We start from the raw sequence: 21,476 nt of genomic DNA, 5'->3' as shown, positions 1-21,476 counted from the left end.
CCTACTTGTTAAAAGGAATTCCATTAAGCTTGGCGAACTATTTGTTGGGCATGCTTTGTCATTCGGCAATATTTAGGTATTTTTAGTTTCTTAGAGTGTTAAAAACCAAACTCCTATGGCAGAACTACAAATATTAAATCTTCTACTTGTATTAGTTGCCGCCTGGGGTGGGGGCATGTTGGCAAAACGGCTTGGTTTCCCTCCTATTCTAGGCGAATTGTTGATAGGTATCATTCTTGGGCCAGGGCTTTTTGGGGTTCTGGAAACCTCTGGGGCCCTCAATACCTTGGCAGAAGTGGGTATTCTATTCCTGATGGCCTATATAGGAATGGAAATAAATTTTAAAGATTTAGGAAAAGCCTCTTGGCCAGGATTATTGGCAGCCATTGGAGGGTTTGTAGTGCCTTTTGTACTGGGGTATTATACGATAATATTGTTTGACGGCACCAAAATTGCCGCCCTTTTTGTAGGTATTGCGGTAGGGGTGACTTCCCTGGCCACAAAAAGCCGAATCTTGGTAGACCTTAAACTTTTAGATACCAGAATTGCCTATGTCCTCATGGCCGGGGCACTGATATCGGACACCTTGGCCCTGATCATTTTTGCAGGAATCATTGGGTATGTCGACGTTGGTAGCGTAAACGCGGCTAGCCTGAGCTGGGTCGCCGGAAAAGCCATGATCTTTTTCGCTTTTTCCGCCCTGATCGGAATATATATTTTTCCGGTAGTGGGCAAGTTGCTGTCCAAATCAAAAACAATAAACCGCACTGTCCATTTTACCATAATGGTCATTATTGTTCTCGGCTTTTCCGAACTAGCCGAGCTCGCCGGACTTCACGGTATATTGGGAGCATTTATGGCGGGACTCTACATCCGGGACGGGGTTTTTTCCCGACAGGTGTTCAAAGACGTTACCGGGGTTTTCCACGATGTTTCCATTGGTTTTTTAGCCCCTATATTCTTTGTTACGGCCGGTTTTAATGTTAGCTTGGAGGTCTTTCAGACAAACCTATTGCTATTAGTCCTAATTATTGCAGGCGCCGTAATAGGTAAAATTGTGGGGACGGCATTGTTTTATTTGCCCAGTGGCAATGGCTGGAGGGAAGGTATTACTATTGGCACCGGAATGAATGGTAGGGGAGCCGTAGAAATAATCATCGCGGGAATAGGCCTTCAAATGGGAATCATCTCCACAGAAATATTTTCGATCCTTGTATTTATGGCCATTTCTACCACCCTGACCGTGCCATTTCTTCTTACTTGGACCACCAATTGGTTAAGAAAAAGAGGGGAATTGGTAATGCAGGATGCACGAAAAGGATACGTGATCTTAGGTGCCAACCCTTTAGGGCTGTATATTGCCAAACAGCTTCAGGAACACAACGAAGTAGTCCTAATAGATGCTAACAAAGACCTTGTACACGAAGCCATAGAACAAGGGATCACCACCATACATGGGAACGGATTAAAAGAGGATACTTTTGAGATGGCCAATGCCCTCAACAAAAATACCTTTATAGCCTTGACCGGAAATAGTGAAATTAATCTACTTGCCGCCCAATTGGCAAACAATTCTTTTTATATCCCTCATAAAATAGTGCTAATATCGGCTGGGGAAGAAGGAGCAGGTTTAGACCTCCTAGCCCCTATGGATGCCTCCTCTATGTTTGCTAGTAAAACCGATTTGGCACCTTGGGCCTATAAAATCTCTGCCAGCGAATTTAAAGAGCATACCGTAGAAGTGGCTATCGATTGTACCACAAGGGAATGGGTAAAGGAACACGGTAAACACCGGGATATCCTTCCCGTATTAATTATAGGGGAAACCGGACACAAACGTCCCTTCCATTATAAGGATAGCATAAGCGCAAATGAGAAGGTTATTTACCTAGAATGACCTATTTTATTGGAATTCGACACAAAGTGTTAAAAAACAACTAATAAAGTATTTCCTTTTCACAAAGCTCAATGCTTTTGTTATTTTGCGTAAAGTTTACGGAAATGTAAATATTGTATGAAATTACACCCCATAGAGACTGGAAATTTTAAATTGGACGGAGGCGCCATGTTCGGTGTAGTACCAAAATCTATTTGGAACCGCACCAACCCTGCAGACCCTAATAATATGATAGATATTGCCGCAAGGTGTCTTTTAATAGAGGATGGCAACCGTTTAATCTTAATTGATACCGGTATGGGCAACAAACAATCAGAGAAATTTTTTGGGTATTACTATCGGTGGGGCAATTTTACCTTGGACAGTTCCTTGCAAAAATTAGGCTTTCACCGAGACGACATCACCGATGTGTTTATGACCCATTTACATTTTGACCATTGCGGGGGCAGTGTACAATGGAACAAGGATAAAACCGGCTATGAACCGGCCTTTAAAAATGCGACCTATTGGACCAATGAAGCTCATTGGAACTGGGCCATAACTCCCAATGCCCGTGAAAAAGCCTCTTTTTTAAAAGAAAACCTTTTGCCGATGCAGGAAAGTGGCCAACTGAAGTTTATTGACAGAGGGGAAACTTCTTTTAAAGAACATTCCGAATTGAATTTCGGTATTCTTTTTATAGACGGCCATACCGAAAAGCAAATGTTGCCCCATATTCAATACCAGGGCAAAACATTGGTTTTTATCGCCGATCTGATTCCGACCGTTGGACACATTCCCCTACCTTATGTGATGGGGTACGATACCCGTCCCCTACTGACACTTCAGGAAAAAGACAGCTTCTTAAACACGGCAGTGGACAAGGAATACCTGTTGTTCTTTGAACACGATGCCCACAACGAACTATGTACCTTACAACATACCGAAAAAGGAGTTCGGTTAAAAGAAATTCATACCTTTAACAATCTTTTTCTATAATATGGGTTGTAGCAAATTCTTTTACCTTGCTTCCTTTTGTGATGTAATGATTTTAGGGTTCTCTAATAGAGTACACCCTAAGAATAGTAGTATTGCAAAATCTATTTTTCCAAATTGCATTGAACAAGGAGCATTGGCAACCGAATATATCCCTAAGACATCACAAAAAATTTATAAAATTCCTATTCCCACAGGACTATTAAACCGTTTGTCGCCATCCTAAAAGGTTTTTCCTTTGTACATGGTCGAGCAAGGGAAACCTATGCCACTATATCGTAAAGAAATAAATTTTAAAAATAATCTAACTTAACATTACAATCATATGACAATGAAATTAAATAACACGTTTGTAGCCCTTTCGGCTTCTTTGTTTTTGATGGGTTGTGGCAGTACCGCTTTGGTGTCTACCCCTATTGAAAACATTGATACCTTACCTTTAAAAGTTACGCCTTTAACGGAGGCTCAAAAACAACACTGGGGTCATGCCAATTTATTGACCGATACCATACCGGGAATGAGTGTTGATAAGGCATATGCAGAACTAATTGCCAACAAAAAAGGTGAAAAAATAATCGTTGCCGTCCTAGATGCAGGAATGGATTTAGAGCACGAAGATTTGGTAAACATTCTTTGGACCAATGAGGACGAAATTCCTGGAAACGGCATAGATGACGATAACAACGGCTATATAGATGATATCCACGGGTACAATTTCTTGGGAGAGTCTTATGACGAACAGCTAGAAATGACCAGAATGGTAGGCCGTAATATGGGCGATCCTGCGACTCTTGCCAAGGCCAAGGCAAAATTGGAGGCAGATCGTAATAAAGCCATGCAAAACAAGGAACGTTACGAGCAAATAATGCAGGCGGTGACCAATGCCGATACTGCCGTACAAGAAGTATTGGGCAAAGAGATTTATACCAAAGAAGATTTGGCCACTATAGAAACCGAAGAGGAAGAAATGCTTCAGAACCTTGGTATCTTATCGCAAATGTTGAGCATGGCCGGTAGCATTGCCGAAGTAAAGGAAGAGCTTAACGGAGCTATCTCTTACTTTACGGACCAACTTAACTACAACCTAAACGTTGACTTTAACGGTAGGGAAATTGTTGGCGACGATCCTTATGATATTACCGATACCAATTACGGGAACGGGAATCCGCATATCAGAAGAGACGATGAAAGCCACGGTACGCACGTAGCCGGAATCATTGCTGCAGAACGCAATAACGGTTTGGGTGCTAATGGTGTAGCCAACAATGTGGCTCTGATGAGTATCCGTGCGGTTCCTAATGGGGACGAATACGACAAAGATATTGCATTGGGGATCCGATATGCCGTAGATAACGGTGCAAAAATTATTAACGGAAGTTTTGGAAAGCCTTTTTCTCCAAACGCACAATGGGTGTACGATGCCATTAAATATGCTGCGGAGCACGATGTGCTTTTTATACATGCCGCCGGAAATGACGGGAAGGATTTAGACGATCCGAACAACCCTAATTTCCCTAACGACCAAATAAACAATGGACCAGAAATGGCCGATAACGTTATTACTGTTGGTGCTTTGGAAAGTAAATACGGATCAGAAATGGTCGCTGGTTTTTCTAATTACGGTAAAATAAATGTTGATCTTTTTGCACCAGGTGCAAAAATATATTCTACCATGCCAAATAACGAATATAAATTTATGGGAGGTACTTCTATGGCCGCCCCGGCCGTAGCGGGTGTAGCTGCCCTTGTTTGGAGCTACTATCCAAGCTTAAAGGCCCCACAAATTAAGCAAATATTAATGCAGTCTGGTCTTACCACTACTACCAAAGTATTGGTATCTGGAGAGGAGTCTAAAGCCACAGAATTCCAGAACATCTCTAAATCTGGTAAAATGGTGAATGCTTACAACGCTCTAATAATGGCTGAGCAGGTTGCAAAAGGAAAAATTAAATTATAATATCAGCATGAAGTATCACAAAGGCTTATTCATAGGCATGATTGTCGCTATTCTAGGGTTAACCACTACCCTAGAAGCACAAAACAACACTACCTATTGGCAACAACACGTAGATTATACCATGGAAGTGGCTATGGACGTGGAGAATTACCAATACCATGGAACACAGAAATTAGTATACACCAATAATTCGCCCGACGAGATAGATCGAGTGTTTTACCATCTTTTTTTCAATGCCTTTCAACCTGGCAGCGAAATGGATATGCGTTTACAGAGCATTAAAGATCCAGATGGCAGGATGTTTGTAGACGGCAAAAGTAGGATCGCCGGTTTAACCCCCGATAAGATCGGATACCTTCGGGTAACGGATTTAACGCAAGACGGTGAAAAAGTATCCTTTACCGAAAAGGGAACCGTATTGGTGGTAAACTTGGCAAAACCAATTCCTGCTGGCGGGAAAACTACTTTTGATATGACCTTTAAAGGGCAGGTACCAGAGCAAGTACGTCGTGCCGGAAGAAACAGTAGTGAAGGGGTTGCCCTTTCTATGAGCCAATGGTATCCTAAAATGGCAGAATACGATTTTGAAGGTTGGCATGCCGACCCTTATATAGGGCGTGAATTCCACGGTGTTTGGGGAGATTTTGATGTAAAATTGACCATAGACAAGAAATATGTTGTCGGTGGAAGCGGATATTTACAAAACCCTCAGGAGATAGGCCATGGCTATGAGGCCCCTGGTACAAAAGTAAAGAGACAAAGAGGAAAAACCCTTACTTGGCACTTTAAAGCTCCTATGGTTCACGATTTTATGTGGGCAGCAGATCCAGACTATATTCACGATACCTTACAGGTAGAAGATGGTCCCTTATTACATTTCTTATATAAAGACGATAAGGAGATCTTAGAAAACTGGAAAAAACTTCAGCCAAAAACGGCCGAAGCCATGAAGTTTTTCAATAACAATATTGGAAAATATCCCTATGATCAATACTCCGTTATCCAAGGTGGCGATGGCGGTATGGAATATGCTATGAGTACCCTAATTACCGGAGGCAGAAGTTTTGGTAGCCTAGTAGGGGTCATGGTACACGAGTTGGCCCATTCTTGGTTTCAGCATATATTGGCAACCAACGAATCTAAACACGAATGGATGGATGAAGGTTTCACCTCCTTTATTTCTAGCCTTTGCATGAACCAAATTATGGACCAGAACAAACAGAATCCGTTTGAAAACAGCTATAAAGGATACTATAATTTGGTCGCTTCGGGAAAGGAACAACCACAGACTACCCATTCTGACCGATACGATTTGAATTTTGCCTATGGCGTTGCTGCCTATAGCAAAGGAGCTATCTTTTTATCGCAATTAGGATATGTTATTGGACAGGATAAATTAATGGAGACCTTGAGAAAATATTACGAGGACTTTAAATTTAAGCACCCTACTCCCAATGATATAAAAAGAACGGCCGAAAAGGTTTCGGGAATGCATTTGGATTGGTACCTAACAGATTGGACACAAACCGCTAATACCATCGATTACGGTATTAAAGAGGTTGCGGCCAATGGCGAGAAAACCGTAGTTACTTTAGAGCGTATCGGCGCTATGCCAATGCCAATAGATATTTTGGTATTGTACAACGACGGTACTCAAGAAACTTTTTACGCCCCATTGCGAATGATGTACGGCGAAAAAGAAAATCCGTATCCTACCTTAAAAAGAACGGTTTTAAATGACTGGCCTTGGGCACAACCGGAATATGATTTTGTTTTAGAAACACCCTTGGACAATATTAAGGCCGTGGTGATAGACCCTTCTCAATTGATGGCAGACGTCAATGAGGAAAACAACGTTTACCAGCCACAGGAATAACTCCTAAGGGCAATTTTAAAATCCGATTAAAAGACCAATGCTTTGGTTTTTTAATCGGATTTTTTTTTACCATAAGAACTGAAATAGGGCTTCCTAGGGTTTTCTTGCTACTATGGCTGCTCAATATTTATGGCATGGCCTTATAAAATTAGCCAATCCCTTCATATATGGAGTTTTCCAAGCGCTTAGTTTTTTTAAGTTGAGGCTCGGGAACTATAAATGCTGAGAATATTATTTATACTTTTGCGCTTCTATGTCATTTACATTCCCGAAAAAAGAAAAGCTTAAAAGCAAAAAACTTATTGAACGCCTTTTTAGCGAAGGCCAGGGTATTTCGAAATATCCTATTAAGTTATTTTATTTAGAAACTACCTTACCCGAAGAAGTACGGGCGCAAGCAGGCGTTACCGCTTCCAAACGGAACTTTAAAAGTGCTGTAGCCCGCAATCGTATAAAAAGACTGCTACGGGAGGCATACCGCTTAAATAAACCCCTTCTTTTTAACAACATAGAGGGCAACTATGCGTTAATGTTTTTATATATTGGGAAGGAAATGCCCACCCAGGAAAAAATAACGGAAACGATGGTTCTTTTAATCCAGAAATTTTCTGCGGAACTCAATAAATCCAAGCTCGGGGAATAAGGCCTAAGATAGTTTCTTTCACCTTATTACAACACACTGCATGTGGTTGTCTACTAGCTTTTTTAGTTCATATTTCCATAAAAGGGCATTCTTCAAAATTTGGCGTTTTAAAGAACTATAAAAGTAAGGCAGATGAAAATAAATTTTAAAAAACAGATACTAATCCCGCTAGTAGCCCTAGTTTTTATAGTTACCGCAAGTAGTTTTAGAGGCGATTTTTTTGAGATTGCCAAACAGATCGAAATTTTCACGACCCTTTTTAAAGAGCTGAACATGAACTATGTGGATGAGACAAATCCTGCCGAGTTGATGGATACCGCTATAAAAAACATGTTGGAGGACCTAGATCCCTATACCAAATTCTTAAATGAGCAGGATGTAGAATCTTTTAGAATTAACAATACGGGCGAATATTCTGGGATCGGTGCTTTGGTACGCGGCCAGAAGGGCAAGATAGTTATTATGGAACCCTATAAAGGATATCCGGCAGACAAGGCCGGATTAAAGGCCGGGGACGAAATAATTAAGATCGGAGACATAGATCTGTCCGATTTTAAAGATGATGCGGGAGAGCTTTTAAAAGGTGCCAACAACACCAGTATAACAGTTGTTTATAGCAGACAAGGAGCCCTAAAAACGACCACCATTACCAGAGAAGCCATAGAGGTAGATGCCGTCCCTTATTACAAAATGATCGATGACAAAACCGGGTATATCGTTTTGGCAAAATTCAACCAAAAAGCCTCTAAACAAACCAAGGAAGCCCTTAGAAACCTTAAAAATGAAGGGGCACAGAAAATTGTACTCGACTTAAGAGGGAATCCCGGCGGCCTATTGACAGAGGCCATTAACGTGACCAACCTTTTTATCCCCAAGGGAGAACTGGTGGTGACTACAAAATCTAAAGTAAAAAAATTCAATAGGGAATACCGCACTAAAAACCAGCCGGAGGATACCGAAATACCCTTGGTAGTATTGGTCAACGGAAGAAGTGCTTCGGCCAGTGAAATTGTTTCGGGAAGTTTGCAGGATTTGGACAGGGCCGTTATAATAGGCGCCCGTAGTTTTGGGAAAGGCCTGGTACAACGCCCTTTAAAACTAACCTATGGCACCCAATTAAAGGTTACCATATCGCGTTATTATACCGCTTCGGGCAGGTGTATACAATCGCTGGATTATTGGAACCGCGATGAAGACGGGAATGCCGTCCGAAACACCCAATATAACGATTTTACCACCCGAAACGGCCGTAAAGTACAAGATGGCGGAGGCGTATTGCCAGATATAGAAATTGCCACGGCAAAAACAAATTCCCTCACCCAAGCCCTTTTATCGGAACATATGATCTTTGATTATGCTACCGATTATTATTACAACAATACCTTGGAAAATTTAGCCGACTTTCAGTTTGGGGAAGCCCAGTTCAATGCCTTTAAAAACTTTGTCCTTAAAAGTGGATTTACCTTTGAAACCAAGGCTGAAAAAGCTTTAAAGAATGCCATGGCCAACCAAGATAGTTCCTTGTTTAACGGGTCGGTACAGGACGCCTACAAAACCCTTTTATTAGAAATGGATAAGAGCAAAGTTTCGGCCCTAGATACCCATAAAAAGGAGATCCATAAAAATTTAGAGGATGAGATCCTGAAAAGATATTTTTATAGGGAAGGTCTTTACGACTATCACCTAAAACATGATGAGGCAATCATGGCCGCTACCGCCCTATTAAACGATGCGGCCAAATACCAGGAAATATTGCGATAATTAAGAAGGGATATCAATCTGTGATGTCTCTTAAAGCAGCGCTTATATCTTAAAGTATATTTTCTTCTTGTTCAGAAAATAGGTCAGGTACCAGAAAATAAATAATACAAAAAGGGAATTGATCACCATAATGATCACTTCGCCCACCCCCATTGGCGATAAGATACCTTGGGTAAAAATAAGTCCGAATTTTCTAAACCACTGTACTCCTACCGTTTCTGCAAACAAATAAATAAAAATAGCGTTGGTTCCCACCACAGAAAATATGGAGAGCCATTCGTTTTTATTGTTCTTCACCTCTATCCACCAATAAAACAAGGCCAAGGTCAGCAAGGCCCATCCTCCTGAAGCCAAGGTAAAAGAAGTAGTGGCAATACGCTTAATTATGGGGGTAACACCTACTATATCCATACCGTAGCCCAATACCAATAAAATAGCTCCCCACACCAACAAAAGCTTTATATTTTTTGAAGAAGTACTGTTGGAAAGTAATAATTGACCACATAGTACCCCCATAATCGTATGTACCGCCGTAGGGAGAAAATTGATGGTGACCCATCCACCTCCATTAATTTTTCCCATCAATATCATATCCATATACGATCCAAAATTCTCCCCTTGAACAAAAGGATCTTGTGGGTTATAGGTGCGGTATAATATTTCGGTAAGCAACAGTATTCCGACACAAAAATAGATTTGCCAAGCCGCCGATTTATCCATAATTATAAAAGCAATGGTAATGGTAAAAGCCAATTGCACCAATACGTTCCATAATTCCCAAACTAGCGCATGGCTATAGACACAGTGTAATAATACGCCAAAGCCAAAAAGCAATAGGCACCTTTTTACAATATGGGCCCTTACTTGTTGTTTACTGTCTCTAGCCATTCTTTTTCGCAAGGAAAAAGGCATGGCCACCCCTACTATAAACATAAAATAAGGTTGTATCAAGTCCCAAAAACGCAGCCCATTCCATGAATGATGTTGCAATTGTTTGGCAAAGGGTTGTATAAAATTAAACTCCTTGGCAAGGTTTCCTATACTATGGTGAAAGCCTGCTGCTTCGGCAATTAATAAAAACATGATAAGCCCGCGAAATACATCCAAGGATAATAATCTTTTGGAAAGCGCAGTGGTAGTTTGGGTAGTTTTGGTCATTTTAGAAAAATTGATGCATTGGTTTTATATAAAGTAAGGGCGCCTATACCCTATTATTTGGTTGGTGATTTGTCCGGAACTATCTGAGTACAAACGGAAAAACTAGTCGTAATTTACTACTTTTTTATAAAGAGAAACGATGAAAGAAAGAATGGTAGTCCCAAATTTTTCACATATTGCCCATTGTGCCAAAAAGGGTTCTTTAAATTTGGTTTCTTTTCTTAATTTGCAGGTGGAATCCGTTGAATATTTAAAAGAAAACGCATGAAAACTTTAAAAACATTGGTAGTAGGTTGCGGAAACATGGGTGTTTCCCATGCCAGGGCCTATCACCAACTGCCAGATTTTGATATTGTTGGTTTGGTGAGCCGAAAACCGGAAAGCAGGGAAAGACTCTCCAAAGAATTGGGCGGATTAGCTACCTTCGCCGATTTTAGCACGGCCTTGGAAACTACTAAACCCGATGTGGTATCGATAAATACCTATCCGGATACCCATGCCCAATATGTTCGAAAAAGTTTGGAAGCAGGAGCCCATGTTTTTGTAGAGAAACCCTTGGCCCTGACCGTAGAGGAAGCCCAGGAATTGGTGGCCTTGGCCATAGAAAAAAACCTGAAAATGGTGGTAGGATATATCCTAAGGGTACATCCATCATGGACAAAATTTGTTGAAATGGCGCGTGGATTGGGGAAACCCTTGGTGATGCGTATGAACCTTAACCAACAAAGTTCTGGCGATAAATGGTATACCCACAAACAATTGATGCATTCTATGTCGCCTATCGTTGACTGTGGGGTGCATTATGTAGATATTATGTGTCTAATGACCCAATCTTACCCTATTAGTGTAAGTGCTATAGGTGTTAATCTCAGTGAGGAGATAGACTCATCTATGTATAACTATGGACAGTTACAAGTGCGATTTAAAGATGGTTCTGTAGGCTGGTACGAAGCCGGTTGGGGACCTATGATGAGTGAAACGGCCGTGTTTATTAAGGATGTCATTGGTCCTAAAGGTTCGGTTTCTATAGTTGACCAAGCCAAAGGTGCCTCGCAAGATATTGAAGGGCATACCAAAACCAATAGCCTTAAATTACATCACAGTGAATTAAATGAACAGGGAGAATTTATAAAAAAAGATGAAGTCGTTCCTACGGCAGATGAACCCGATCATGATGGACTCTGCCTGCTAGAACAAGAGTATTTGTTAAAGGCAATTCGGGAAGATATAGACGTGTCGGCACATTTGCAGGATGCCGTCAATAGTTTAAAAATTGTTTTGGCTGCCGATGAATCCGTCAAAACCGGTAAAACAGTATTTTTATAAGGACCGCACTACCCTAGCCGCCCTTGTAAGGCTACAATAAGGGTATAGTATCTAAAAAATCCATTCTCCGTTTCAAATCAATTTTGAAGGGAGAATGGATTTACTACTTTCTTTTAATCTTTAAAGACCGGAGTTTTTACTAATTCTATTAAGCCGTCCTTAGCTTCATTTAGGTATCTGTTAGATCGTAAGTAACGGTTGTAATTATAGGCGTCGTAATTAGGCGCATCCTTGTCCATACTACTAATATGTACCCTCCCGGCAGAGTGGATAAATTCATTGTTTCCAATCCACATTCCTACGTGAATGACGCGTTCTTTGGTAGTATCGGTAGCCGGTTTTCCAAAAAACAATAAATCTCCAGGTACTAATTTGTCAAAATCCTTTTTAGCATCTACTTGTTTCCCCGTATGTATTTGTTGGGAGGCATCCCTTGGTAAAACAATCCCATTTAAAAAATAAATACTCTTGGTAAAGCCACTACAATCGACCCCTTTGGTCGATGTTCCTCCCCATAGGTACGGTACCCCCATTAAGGTTTTAGCAGTATTGACCAAGGATTCCTGACTTGGATCTAAGCGTTCTAACCAGGTATCGTACTCCATGGCTTCTTTTTTGTTTACAAAAGCCTGTCTCCCATCGGGAAATTGTACTTTAAAGAATCCCTTTTCTTCCCCTAAATATTCTAATATCCCCCCGGCAACCATATCGGAAACCACCTGCGAACTTTCATCTGCTTCGGTATAGGCATGACCGATGGTGGACAGGAAAATAATTTTTTCGGCCGCTTTCCATTTTGAAAATTCAGCTGGCAATACCCCTTTAACTCCCCCTCTATCTACCCAGGACAGATAATTATCTGGGGTCTGAATCAGTAACCAATCGCCTTCATTTTTTAATATTTTTACGGGCGTTCCCAAAGTGGCCTGAGTAACCAATTCCGAGGAATGTGCCGGTTTTCCCCTTAAATTAGCCACCGAAATGGTTATAAGTCCTTGCTTTTCTGCTAAGGAACTAGCAGGTAAATGCTGTACACTGTCTATATAGGTTATTTTATGGGCGTCTAATTTTTGTTTAAGGGCATCCACGGCGGCTACCATATCAGATTCTCCTTTAAGAATAATTCCGTCCTTATTTTCTGAAAAAGAAATGTCAAATAATGCCACCCTTTTATCCGGGGCAAAGTTTTCTTTTACTTCCCCAATCAGCTTGTCCAAGGTATCGTCTTCTTTATTAATTTCAGTTTTACAGGACATAAAAAAGCTTAAAAAAAGCCCTAGTACCCCAATGTAAATTTGTTTTTTATTCATTTTCCTTATTTTAAAGTGTATTATTTTTTAAAACGATTTCCTTTTCTGAAAAATAGGAAATTAAATGATAATGGGTTGCAAAAGAGACATTAATTGCTTCAAATTATCCTTTAAATATCCTTTTTCCCTGCTTTCTGTATTTTTAGAAATGGCATCCTTAGGTTCTCATATATTTAGGAAGAGCTCAATAAAAAATAGTACCTATTTACTACCTACCTAAAATCAGCCCTAATTAGCCTAAGACCATGGGATCACTATAGGTAAAAGCACAAGATAAATACTGCTAATATCCTAAGGTCCTTAGCCACATTCTTTTATGGGAGGCTAATGGCAAGGCATCCGAGAAACTGCTTTTTTGCATTAAATAAAACCAGATACTAAAGTGTTGTTAATGAATCTGTTAAATTAGGAATTGGACGTAAATTTAATTAAATTAGAAGTTCACTAAAAAACAATCAATGGTACAAGTAGAAAGAGAAGAAAACGCGGCATTCTTAAAAAAATCGATAACGCATTTAGAAGCACACGGTTTTGAGAAGATCAAAGCAGATTTAGAAGGATATGACATCCCTAAATCTTATTTAAAAAAGGGCAGTGACACTAAAATCACGCCGGACATTGTGGCCACTAAAAATGGTAAAAAGTATTATTTTGAGATTAGCTTAAAATCCAGCCGACCACTTCTTCTAAAATCTAAATGGTTGTTTTTAGATACGTTGAGCCGTATGAAATCTAATCATTTTAAAATTATTACGACCAAAGGCCATTACAAGTTTACCGATAATATGCTCGAGGATATTAATTTAAGCGATAAAACGCCTATTAAAATTTAGTAGATTCCCGCATTTCCCCTAATTGTACACATTTTGCCCAAGTATTTTTTTTGGGCCATACAACAATAAGATTTAGTATTAGCCCTTTAATTATTCCCTGTCGAGTAAATAAGGGCTATTTTTTTTTCATTCCTATATGCGGAATTCCGTCTTCCAAATAGCCTTCTCCAAAAACTTGAAAGCCCAAGGAATTATAAAATTTCATCAAATATTGCTGGGCAGAAATTCTGATGGTTTTGGTGTCAAAATAAGTTTCTATGGCTTTTATAGAGGCTTTCATAATTACTTCCCCGTAGCCATAAGAACGTTGGTTCTTCTTAACTACTACCCTACCAATACTGGCCTCTTCGAAATAATCCCCAGCCTTAAATACACGGGTATACGCGACTATGACATCATTTTTACGCCCTATAATATGCAGGGCCTTTTTATCCTTCCCGTCCAGGTCCTGATATACGCAATCTTGTTCTACCACAAAAACTTCGGACCTCAATTGCAAGATGTCATACAGTTCGTCCGTATTTAAATCACTAAACGTTTTTATATCTATTTCCATAACCACTCCTTATATATATGTACAGATAAGCTGTTTCATGATATCCAAATTTTTACTTCTAACCAATCAGATGATAAAGCTACTAAAATTGGAATTCCAGGTTTTAAATGCTGATCTTTTTTTTCCTATATCCTTATTTTGTGCAAAACTATCTCGCAAGGCGTCTTATTTTTTCCTTCATATAACATCACTCCAAGGTTAAACATTTCATGAATTGACCCCTTATTACTATTAAAATCTTAGGAACTATTCTAAAATGGTTCCATAAACCTGCACAATTTTGGGAATGAGGACATTTTCTCATTTAATTTCAGTTACATTTAAAAGTAAGGGCAAGCCCAATAAAAAGAAATAATTATTACTAAAATTAATGCAAACAAATCTACCCTAAGAACACCCATCCTTATTTTCTAGATACAGCTTAGCCCTAGAATGGATAATTCTATATCATCTAAATATTATTTAGGACAGTATTGATTTCTTTTAAAAAATTATGGCCAAAAATTTAGATCATTTTACAATTGTCGACATCAAAGAACTTTGTGTACGGTAAAAAAATAGGCATTGATCCTTCACTCCATGCCTATTCCTTAAAAAAGGATAAACCTAGGCTTAATTTAAGTATTTACGAACCTAAATTTAGTCCCATTTTAAAAAAAACATAAAGAACGGGGAAAATATTAGCTACGAATTTAGTTGTCTTAACATTAATATATACCTCAATTCAAGTTTAACTTAAGCCATAATTTGAAGGTAATCACAGCTCTCATTTATTAAATTAGAACTTTTAAATGGCCTTTAACTCGTACAAATTAGATCAAAAACTAAAACAAAAATATCCGTATTTCATAAATAAAATCTTAGAAAAATTGTTTGTTTAGACCCAAACCTCTTCTAAATTATTTCTTGTATTTATCAAAAATGAGAACGAAAATCAACTATAATCCAGAGGTAACTTAACCCTAAAAGAGACCTTATTTTGATAAATATTAAAAAAGAATTCTACTGTAAAAACAGTTGTAGGAACATAAATTTCCAACTCTTTTTAAGGCAAAACCAATCCAAAATATACTTGAATTTAAAGTTCGTTTTAGTTAAAACAGCCCATGAAAAGACTGTATAAAACGCTAAGATTTGGATAAAACAAAACCATTAAAATTCATTTATTTTATAAATACAACCGTTATAAAAAGCCATAATTAGAGCTAGATATCATCTAAAAAACTTCATTTATTCATTGAAAACAAAGACAGAAAATCATCCATTTCAGGGTTCATCGAGCCTAAAAATAGTGCCTATTTAAGCAAAATTTTTAGTAAAACAAAGAATATTTCCGATGTAGAAACAGCGGTACAAACATAAAATTTGCCTTTATTCTGCGCCCAACCTACCCTAAAATATACTATCAATTAAGGTACATTTTACTTAAAACAGCCCAAGAAAAGACAGTATTAAACTTAAAGATTTGAATAAAATATAACCATTGAAATTCATTTATTTTATAAATACAACCGTTATAAAAAGCCATAATTAGACCTAAACCTCACTTAAAAAACTTCCCTTATTCAACCAAAATAAGGACAGAAAATGATCCTATTTCAGGGGATATTTAGCCTAAAAATAGTGCTCATTTGAGCAGATATTTTAATAAAATAAAGAATATTTCCGATGTAGAAACAGCGGTACAAACATAAAATTTAGCTTTATATTACGCCCAACCTACCCTAAAAAACACTAACAATTAAGGTTCATTTTACGTAAAACAGCCCAAGAAAAAACTGTTTAAAACGCAAAAATTGGGATAAAAACCAAGCTTTAGAACTCTCTTAATTTATATATACAACCCTAAAAAAAAGCTTATTCAAACCTAATATTTTTCCGAAAAACCATACTTATCTCCTTAAAATATGAACTAAAAATGACCAGATTTTTGAGATCTTATAGCTTTAAAAAAGTGCTTAAATTGAAAAATAGAATTCGTTATGCGAGCAGTTTTTTGGATAAAAAAACAGCTATATGAACATAAATTTTCAACTTATTTAAAGGTCAAAATACCTTAAAATGAACTAAAATTAATAGTTAGTTTTCCTCAAAACAACGCACCAAAATTGGAACCACAAGGCGATTTTTTGCCCAAATTTACACCTATTAATTCCATTGTATACAACTTAAAATCCCTGTAAAAAACACCACAATTCCCCCCAGAATTGCCACAATCCAACCTAAAAAAAGGCCAATATAAGCTTCGAAAATAAGCTTTTTACAATAAATTTTAGTCCAATATATGTTCCTAATTCGGCCATTTTTGGCGGCAAACTCTTAGTAAAAACAGTGCTATTCTTCCATGAAATTAGCATAAAATAATATTTTTTAAGGCTCAAAAAGCACCAAGAATTTTATGAAATGGGGATGTTTTTAGGGATAAATAGCGCCAATTATAGGTATAAAAACTTGCTGTATTTAAGTAAAAAATGCGTTCTTAATCCTGGTAAAAAGGATATAAATAAAGGATTATTAAAGGCCATTTACCGCCAAAATCGACCTAAAATAATTGTAAAAATCAACCACAAAAGTGAAATACAGAAGGATAATTTCCGTCAATATGTCATAATTATTTGTAGAATCACCAAGCAATAGTTTCTATATTTATTCAATAATAAGCCTCGTTTATAGCCCAAAAAATTTCTTTTGTACAACTTTTTAAAAGCTGGAAACACACTCTATAGAACCTACAGATTGTTTAAAAATTGATAAAAAACTAAATATAATTAGATTATATTTTTATAAAAAATTCATCTATATCTGTCCAAAATTCTTTCTTAAATTTTAAAAGTATACATCACATCCAAGCTTTATAAGGAAAAATACAACTCTTTATTTATGGCAAAATATACCTTTAAATCCACCCAGACTACCCTTAAAATCTAGTTTTTAAAACAAAATAATAATGGCATACAGCCAAATTATTACTGAATATAAATGCCAATACCCGTCAAAATTTACAGCTTCCCTCCTCCTATTATCTCCTTAAAACGGCCCTAAATCATCCGTCTATTCCAGGCTAAATTTTGCAAAAATTGGTATATAAAAATAACATTTACAATCTTTAAACAGCCCCAAACCAGCGCCACAATAACGCCAATTTTTAACCAAAAAACGGACTGTTTATTGTGGTTTATTCCATCTAAAAACACCTAAAATATATCCCGTAAATAGATAGAAAAAAGCTTTAAATAACGCATGTTTCGATGGTAAAAGCGCATTAAATAGAGGTGATTTTATACTAGGTTTTAAGGCAATAAAAACCTTAAATATCGGTTTATTTTCTTTCTATTAACCTGTACTGAATCTAAGGAAAAGTTTAAAAACAAGGGCTGTTTATCAGGCTATTCCATAGGTTGGGAAACACCTTTAAAACTATAATTGTATCACAGAAAAGTTATCCTTTTACTGTATAGGATACCTCCTCTAGAAAGAAGATAAGAGCGGTTGTAAGGGCTTAAAGGAAATGAAATTTCGAACTTATTTAAGGTAGTAAATCTAATCGCATACCTATATATATAGGAAAACATCCGAATTTAACCACAGTGGAATTAACTGTTGCAACATATTGATAATCACCTTATTAACAGGTTATCAACAAGGTTAAAAACAATAAGGAATAAGCATAAATAAGAAATGGGGTTCCCGCTAAAGCTGGGAACCCCATTTGTAAATTTTATCAGAACGATTCTTTTAAATCAAATCGACACAAAAGAACTGTATATCAGTTTATTAAATCTATAATACGCTATAAACAAGGAATCTTTTCTATACGGTTTTGGTGACGGCCCCCTTCAAAAGAAGTGTTTATAAAGGTAGTAACCATATCCAGTGCTTGCGGCAAAGAGACATACCTTGCCGGTATTCCCAATACATTGGCGTCATTGTGTTCTTTGGCCAGTTTTACAATCTCAGTTGTCCAACAAAGGGCCGCCCTTACCTTTTGGTGCTTATTAGCGGTCATACAGGCCCCATTTCCACTACCACAAATGATGATGCCAAGATCGGCTGTTCCCGCTGTTACATCCTTGGAAACCGGATGTACAAAATCCGCGTAATCAACACTTTCCGATTGATCTGTCCCATAATTAATGACCTCTATTTTCATCGAATTTAATAGTTCGACAATGGCATGTTTATATGCTGTACCCGCATGATCGTTACCGATGGCTATTTTCATTTTTAATGTACTCGTTTATGTTTTGGAATAAGATTTTTTGAGAGATATTAACAATGCTCCAAGACCGTATATTTTGTAGATATTGGGCCTTTTTTATGTTCCATTCATTTATGGTTGACAAGGCGCCGAATAGGCCGTTATTTGATGTTATGTGCTGATTACTAATATACAACTAAGTCCATTTTCACCACACAAATAGGGTTGTTAACATCATAATTTTTGTAAAATCTGAAAAAGCTTGTTAGTTAGCTATTTAAGCTTAAAACACTAATGTTAACAAGCTGATGATAAAAAGTAAATAGTAAATTTTGATTTCTCGATTATATTTCCCTATAGAAAACAAAACCATCATAATATAATTTACTTCTCAAAATCTAATAATAAGTTATGAAACAATAAGCTTTCGTAGTTAACAATTATTTAAACTTTACTTATTAAAAAATTCATGTTAATATAGGTTATCAACACATGTTAATAACTGTGTTAAGAACTTGATTTATAATAAAAGTCCTATCGGATAACTTGTCAATAAAGTCCAAAGATACTGTAAAACAAATTTCCAATCATAATTTTATTGCAACTATTAACAAACTATAATATCCACCAGTTTTTTTTTAAATTTAATAAAAAGAAAATAGTGTATTATATAATTGTTGATAAGAACGTTGCAGAAGTTTTACGGTAAGTTGATTCCGTATTGATAGGACAATGGATTATAATTCGTAATTTTCCACAAATAATAAGTATTAATGTCGAAGAGAAAAAAGAAGGGTCAAAACAATAAAAGCAACGAAATAACAAAAGGAATCTTTACTGTTCTTGAAAAGGAACCGGGAAAGTCTTTTAACTATAAACAAATCGCTGCTAAAATTGGCCTTACCGATACCAAGGACAGAAATGATCTGATCAAAAAATTGGTGTCGCTAAAAGAGAAAAAAAGAATCGTAGAAGAAAGCCGTGGAAATTACAAGGCAATTGCTTCTACAAAATCGTACCATACCGGTAGGGTAGATATCACCGGAAGAGGAAATGCCTATATCATTGTAGAGGGATTGGATGAAGATGTTTTTATTCCCTTTAATAAATTAAAAAAAGCTTTTCATAAAGACACCGTAGAGGTGTATATTTTTCCAAAGAGAAAAGGAAAAAAATTAGAAGGCGAGATCACCAAAATTGTAAGTCGCAATAAAATGGTTTTTGTGGGGATTGTAGAGATGCAAAAAAGTTTTGCCTTTGTACGTCCCACAGATCACAGAATGTATACCGATATATTTATTCCAAAAGAAAAAATCGGGACGGCAGAAAATGGCGATAAGGTCATTGTAGAAATTGACGAATGGCCAGACAAGGCCGATTCTCCTTTTGGGACCATCACCGAAGTGTTGGGAAAACCAGGGGAGCACAATACAGAGATCCATGCCATCTTGGCAGAATATGGTTTGCCCTATGAATTTCCGGTAGAAGTAGAAAGGTTCGCGGACCAGTTGGACACTTCCATTAAAAAAGAGGAAATAGAAAAAAGAAGGGATCTACGAGACACCCTTACTTTTACGATTGACCCAAAAGATGCCAAGGATTTTGACGATGCGCTTTCCTTTAAAATTTTGGAGAACGGAAATTATGAAATCGGAATCCATATTGCCGACGTTTCCCATTACGTAACGCCAGATTCTATTTTGGACGAGGAAGCCTACAACAGGGCCACTTCGGTTTATTTGGTCGATAGGGTAGTACCCATGCTCCCGGAAGTCTTATCGAACAATGCATGTTCGCTGAGACCCAATGAGGAAAAATATACCTTCTCCGCAATTTTTGAAATTGATGACAAGGCCCAGATAAAAGATCAGTGGTTTGGAAGAACGGTCATTAATTCTAACGAACGTTTTGCCTACGAAGAGGCGCAGCATATTATCGAAAATCAAAACGGAAATATTCCGGAAGAAATTTCGATTCGCGAAAAAGCATACAGTGTCAGTGAAGAGGTCGTTGCGGCAACCTTGACCATGGACCGACTTGCAAAAATTATGCGGAAGGAACGCATGCGTGAAGGAGCCATCTCTTTTGATAAAGTAGAAGTGCGGTTTAACCTGAACGAAAATAGCGAACCGGTAGGCGTATATTTTAAAGAAGCCAAGGATGCCAATAAACTGATCGAGGAATTTATGTTATTGGCCAATAGAAAAGTTGCCCAATTTATTGGAAAGCCAAAACCGGAAAAAACTTTTGTCTACCGAGTGCACGACGAACCCAATGAAGATAAATTAATGGCCCTTAACGGCATTGTATCCCGTTTTGGACATTCCCTTAACTTTAAAGATAGAAAATCTATTAGCAGCTCTCTAAATAAGCTTCTGGAAGATGTAAAGGGACGCAAGGAACAAAACTTGGTCGATACCCTCGCCATTAGAAGTATGAGCAAGGCAATCTATACCGTGGACAATATTGGACATTACGGATTGGCCTTTGATTATTACACCCATTTTACTTCGCCCATTAGAAGGTACCCAGATGTGATGGTACACAGATTGCTGCAACATTATTTGGATGGGGGTGCTTCGGCAAAGGAAGATGTTTACCAAGATAAATGTAAACACTCGTCAGACATGGAAAGTTTGGCCGCCAATGCAGAACGCGATTCTATAAAATATATGCAGATCAAGTTTATGCAAGATCACCAGGACAAAGAATTTATTGGCGTAATTTCTGGGGTCACCGAATGGGGACTCTATGTAGAGATTATAGAAAATAAATGCGAAGGAATGATCCGCATTAGGGATATCAAAGATGATTATTATACCTTTGATGAAAAGGAATACGCCATTGTAGGGGAAAGACACAAAAAAACCTACCAATTAGGAGACGAGGTAATCGTGATGGTAAAGAACTCCGATCTAATTAAACGACATTTAGATTTTTCGCTTCTAGGAAAAAATAAATAAATTTTGTTCGCATAGAATTTGTT

Annotated in this window: 13 protein-coding genes; 9 read left to right on the top strand and 4 right to left on the bottom strand. The window is 37.7% G+C overall.

The annotated features are described in order from the left end of the window. Positions 1-115: 115 nt before the first annotated feature. The 6 genes from HCG49_RS15360 to HCG49_RS15335 all read left to right on the top strand — a co-directional run bounded on the left by HCG49_RS15360 (position 116) and on the right by HCG49_RS15335 (position 9,109). Positions 116-1,897, top strand: a complete 1,782-nt coding sequence (locus tag HCG49_RS15360; RefSeq protein ID WP_168470411.1) for a monovalent cation:proton antiporter family protein — start codon at positions 116-118, stop codon at positions 1,895-1,897. A gap of 117 nt (positions 1,898-2,014) precedes the next feature. Continuing rightward, complete coding sequence (locus tag HCG49_RS15355; protein WP_168470410.1) at positions 2,015-2,875, top strand: MBL fold metallo-hydrolase; 861 nt, start codon at positions 2,015-2,017, stop codon at positions 2,873-2,875. Positions 2,876-3,197: 322 nt separating this feature from the next. Continuing rightward, a complete protein-coding gene (locus tag HCG49_RS15350; RefSeq protein WP_168470409.1) occupies positions 3,198-4,829 on the top strand; it encodes a S8 family peptidase in 1,632 nt (543 codons plus the stop codon). A gap of 37 nt (positions 4,830-4,866) precedes the next feature. Further along, positions 4,867-6,705: a M1 family metallopeptidase gene (locus HCG49_RS15345; protein WP_168470429.1), complete on the top strand. Its 1,839-nt coding sequence runs from the start codon at positions 4,867-4,869 to the stop codon at positions 6,703-6,705. A gap of 253 nt (positions 6,706-6,958) precedes the next feature. Continuing rightward, positions 6,959-7,348: a ribonuclease P protein component gene (gene rnpA / locus HCG49_RS15340; RefSeq protein ID WP_168470408.1), complete on the top strand. Its 390-nt coding sequence runs from the start codon at positions 6,959-6,961 to the stop codon at positions 7,346-7,348. A 132-nt stretch (positions 7,349-7,480) separates the two neighbouring features. After that, positions 7,481-9,109, top strand: a complete 1,629-nt coding sequence (locus HCG49_RS15335) for a S41 family peptidase (RefSeq protein WP_168470407.1) — start codon at positions 7,481-7,483, stop codon at positions 9,107-9,109. 42 nt (positions 9,110-9,151) lie between these two features. Here HCG49_RS15335 and HCG49_RS15330 read toward each other — a convergent pair whose 3' ends face one another. Beyond that, complete coding sequence (locus HCG49_RS15330; RefSeq protein ID WP_168470406.1) at positions 9,152-10,267, bottom strand: acyltransferase family protein; 1,116 nt, start codon at positions 10,265-10,267, stop codon at positions 9,152-9,154. A gap of 264 nt (positions 10,268-10,531) precedes the next feature. On the opposite strand from HCG49_RS15330, the gene HCG49_RS15325 reads away from it, so the two are divergent. Next, positions 10,532-11,593 carry a Gfo/Idh/MocA family protein gene (locus HCG49_RS15325; RefSeq protein ID WP_168470405.1) on the top strand — a complete coding sequence of 354 codons (1,062 nt, stop codon included), beginning with the start codon at positions 10,532-10,534 and terminating at the stop codon, positions 11,591-11,593. Positions 11,594-11,706: 113 nt separating this feature from the next. On the opposite strand, the gene HCG49_RS15320 is transcribed toward HCG49_RS15325, so the two are convergent. Next, positions 11,707-12,903: an SH3 domain-containing C40 family peptidase gene (locus HCG49_RS15320; RefSeq protein ID WP_168470404.1), complete on the bottom strand. Its 1,197-nt coding sequence runs from the start codon at positions 12,901-12,903 to the stop codon at positions 11,707-11,709. A 458-nt stretch (positions 12,904-13,361) separates the two neighbouring features. On the opposite strand from HCG49_RS15320, the gene HCG49_RS15315 reads away from it, so the two are divergent. Beyond that, the gene (locus tag HCG49_RS15315; RefSeq protein WP_168470403.1) at positions 13,362-13,736 is read left to right on the top strand and encodes a hypothetical protein; all 375 of its coding nucleotides are present in this window, start codon (positions 13,362-13,364) and stop codon (positions 13,734-13,736) included. Between the two features lie 115 nt (positions 13,737-13,851). Here HCG49_RS15315 and HCG49_RS15310 read toward each other — a convergent pair whose 3' ends face one another. Both HCG49_RS15310 and HCG49_RS15305 read right to left on the bottom strand, forming a co-directional pair. Then, entirely contained in the window at positions 13,852-14,292 is a 441-nt protein-coding gene (locus HCG49_RS15310) for a GNAT family N-acetyltransferase (protein ID WP_168470402.1), read from the bottom strand. A 3,790-nt stretch (positions 14,293-18,082) separates the two neighbouring features. Beyond that, complete coding sequence (locus HCG49_RS15305; protein WP_168470401.1) at positions 18,083-18,514, bottom strand: RpiB/LacA/LacB family sugar-phosphate isomerase; 432 nt, start codon at positions 18,512-18,514, stop codon at positions 18,083-18,085. A gap of 749 nt (positions 18,515-19,263) precedes the next feature. On the opposite strand from HCG49_RS15305, the gene rnr reads away from it, so the two are divergent. Beyond that, positions 19,264-21,453, top strand: coding sequence for a ribonuclease R (rnr, locus tag HCG49_RS15300; protein WP_168470400.1), 2,190 nt, complete (start codon positions 19,264-19,266; stop codon positions 21,451-21,453). The last annotated feature ends 23 nt before the right edge of the window (positions 21,454-21,476 follow it).

The organism is Arenibacter sp. 6A1 (assembly GCF_012272855.1).
In the GTDB taxonomy this organism is placed as follows: Bacteria; Bacteroidota; Bacteroidia; order Flavobacteriales; family Flavobacteriaceae; genus Arenibacter.
Note: the sequence above shows the minus strand (reverse complement) of the source record. Positions and strands in the feature narration are given on the sequence as shown.

Coding starts and splice junctions, on each gene's coding strand:
- rnpA (WP_168470408.1), top strand. CDS start 6,959: ATGTCATTTACATTCCCGAAAAAAGAAAAGCTTAAAAGCAAAAAACTT.
- HCG49_RS15360 (WP_168470411.1), top strand. CDS start 116: ATGGCAGAACTACAAATATTAAATCTTCTACTTGTATTAGTTGCCGCC.
- HCG49_RS15335 (WP_168470407.1), top strand. CDS start 7,481: ATGAAAATAAATTTTAAAAAACAGATACTAATCCCGCTAGTAGCCCTA.
- HCG49_RS15320 (WP_168470404.1), bottom strand. CDS start 12,903: ATGAATAAAAAACAAATTTACATTGGGGTACTAGGGCTTTTTTTAAGC.
- rnr (WP_168470400.1), top strand. CDS start 19,264: ATGTCGAAGAGAAAAAAGAAGGGTCAAAACAATAAAAGCAACGAAATA.
- HCG49_RS15345 (WP_168470429.1), top strand. CDS start 4,867: ATGATTGTCGCTATTCTAGGGTTAACCACTACCCTAGAAGCACAAAAC.
- HCG49_RS15330 (WP_168470406.1), bottom strand. CDS start 10,267: ATGACCAAAACTACCCAAACTACCACTGCGCTTTCCAAAAGATTATTA.
- HCG49_RS15350 (WP_168470409.1), top strand. CDS start 3,198: ATGACAATGAAATTAAATAACACGTTTGTAGCCCTTTCGGCTTCTTTG.
- HCG49_RS15305 (WP_168470401.1), bottom strand. CDS start 18,514: ATGAAAATAGCCATCGGTAACGATCATGCGGGTACAGCATATAAACAT.
- HCG49_RS15310 (WP_168470402.1), bottom strand. CDS start 14,292: ATGGAAATAGATATAAAAACGTTTAGTGATTTAAATACGGACGAACTG.
- HCG49_RS15355 (WP_168470410.1), top strand. CDS start 2,015: ATGAAATTACACCCCATAGAGACTGGAAATTTTAAATTGGACGGAGGC.
- HCG49_RS15325 (WP_168470405.1), top strand. CDS start 10,532: ATGAAAACTTTAAAAACATTGGTAGTAGGTTGCGGAAACATGGGTGTT.
- HCG49_RS15315 (WP_168470403.1), top strand. CDS start 13,362: ATGGTACAAGTAGAAAGAGAAGAAAACGCGGCATTCTTAAAAAAATCG.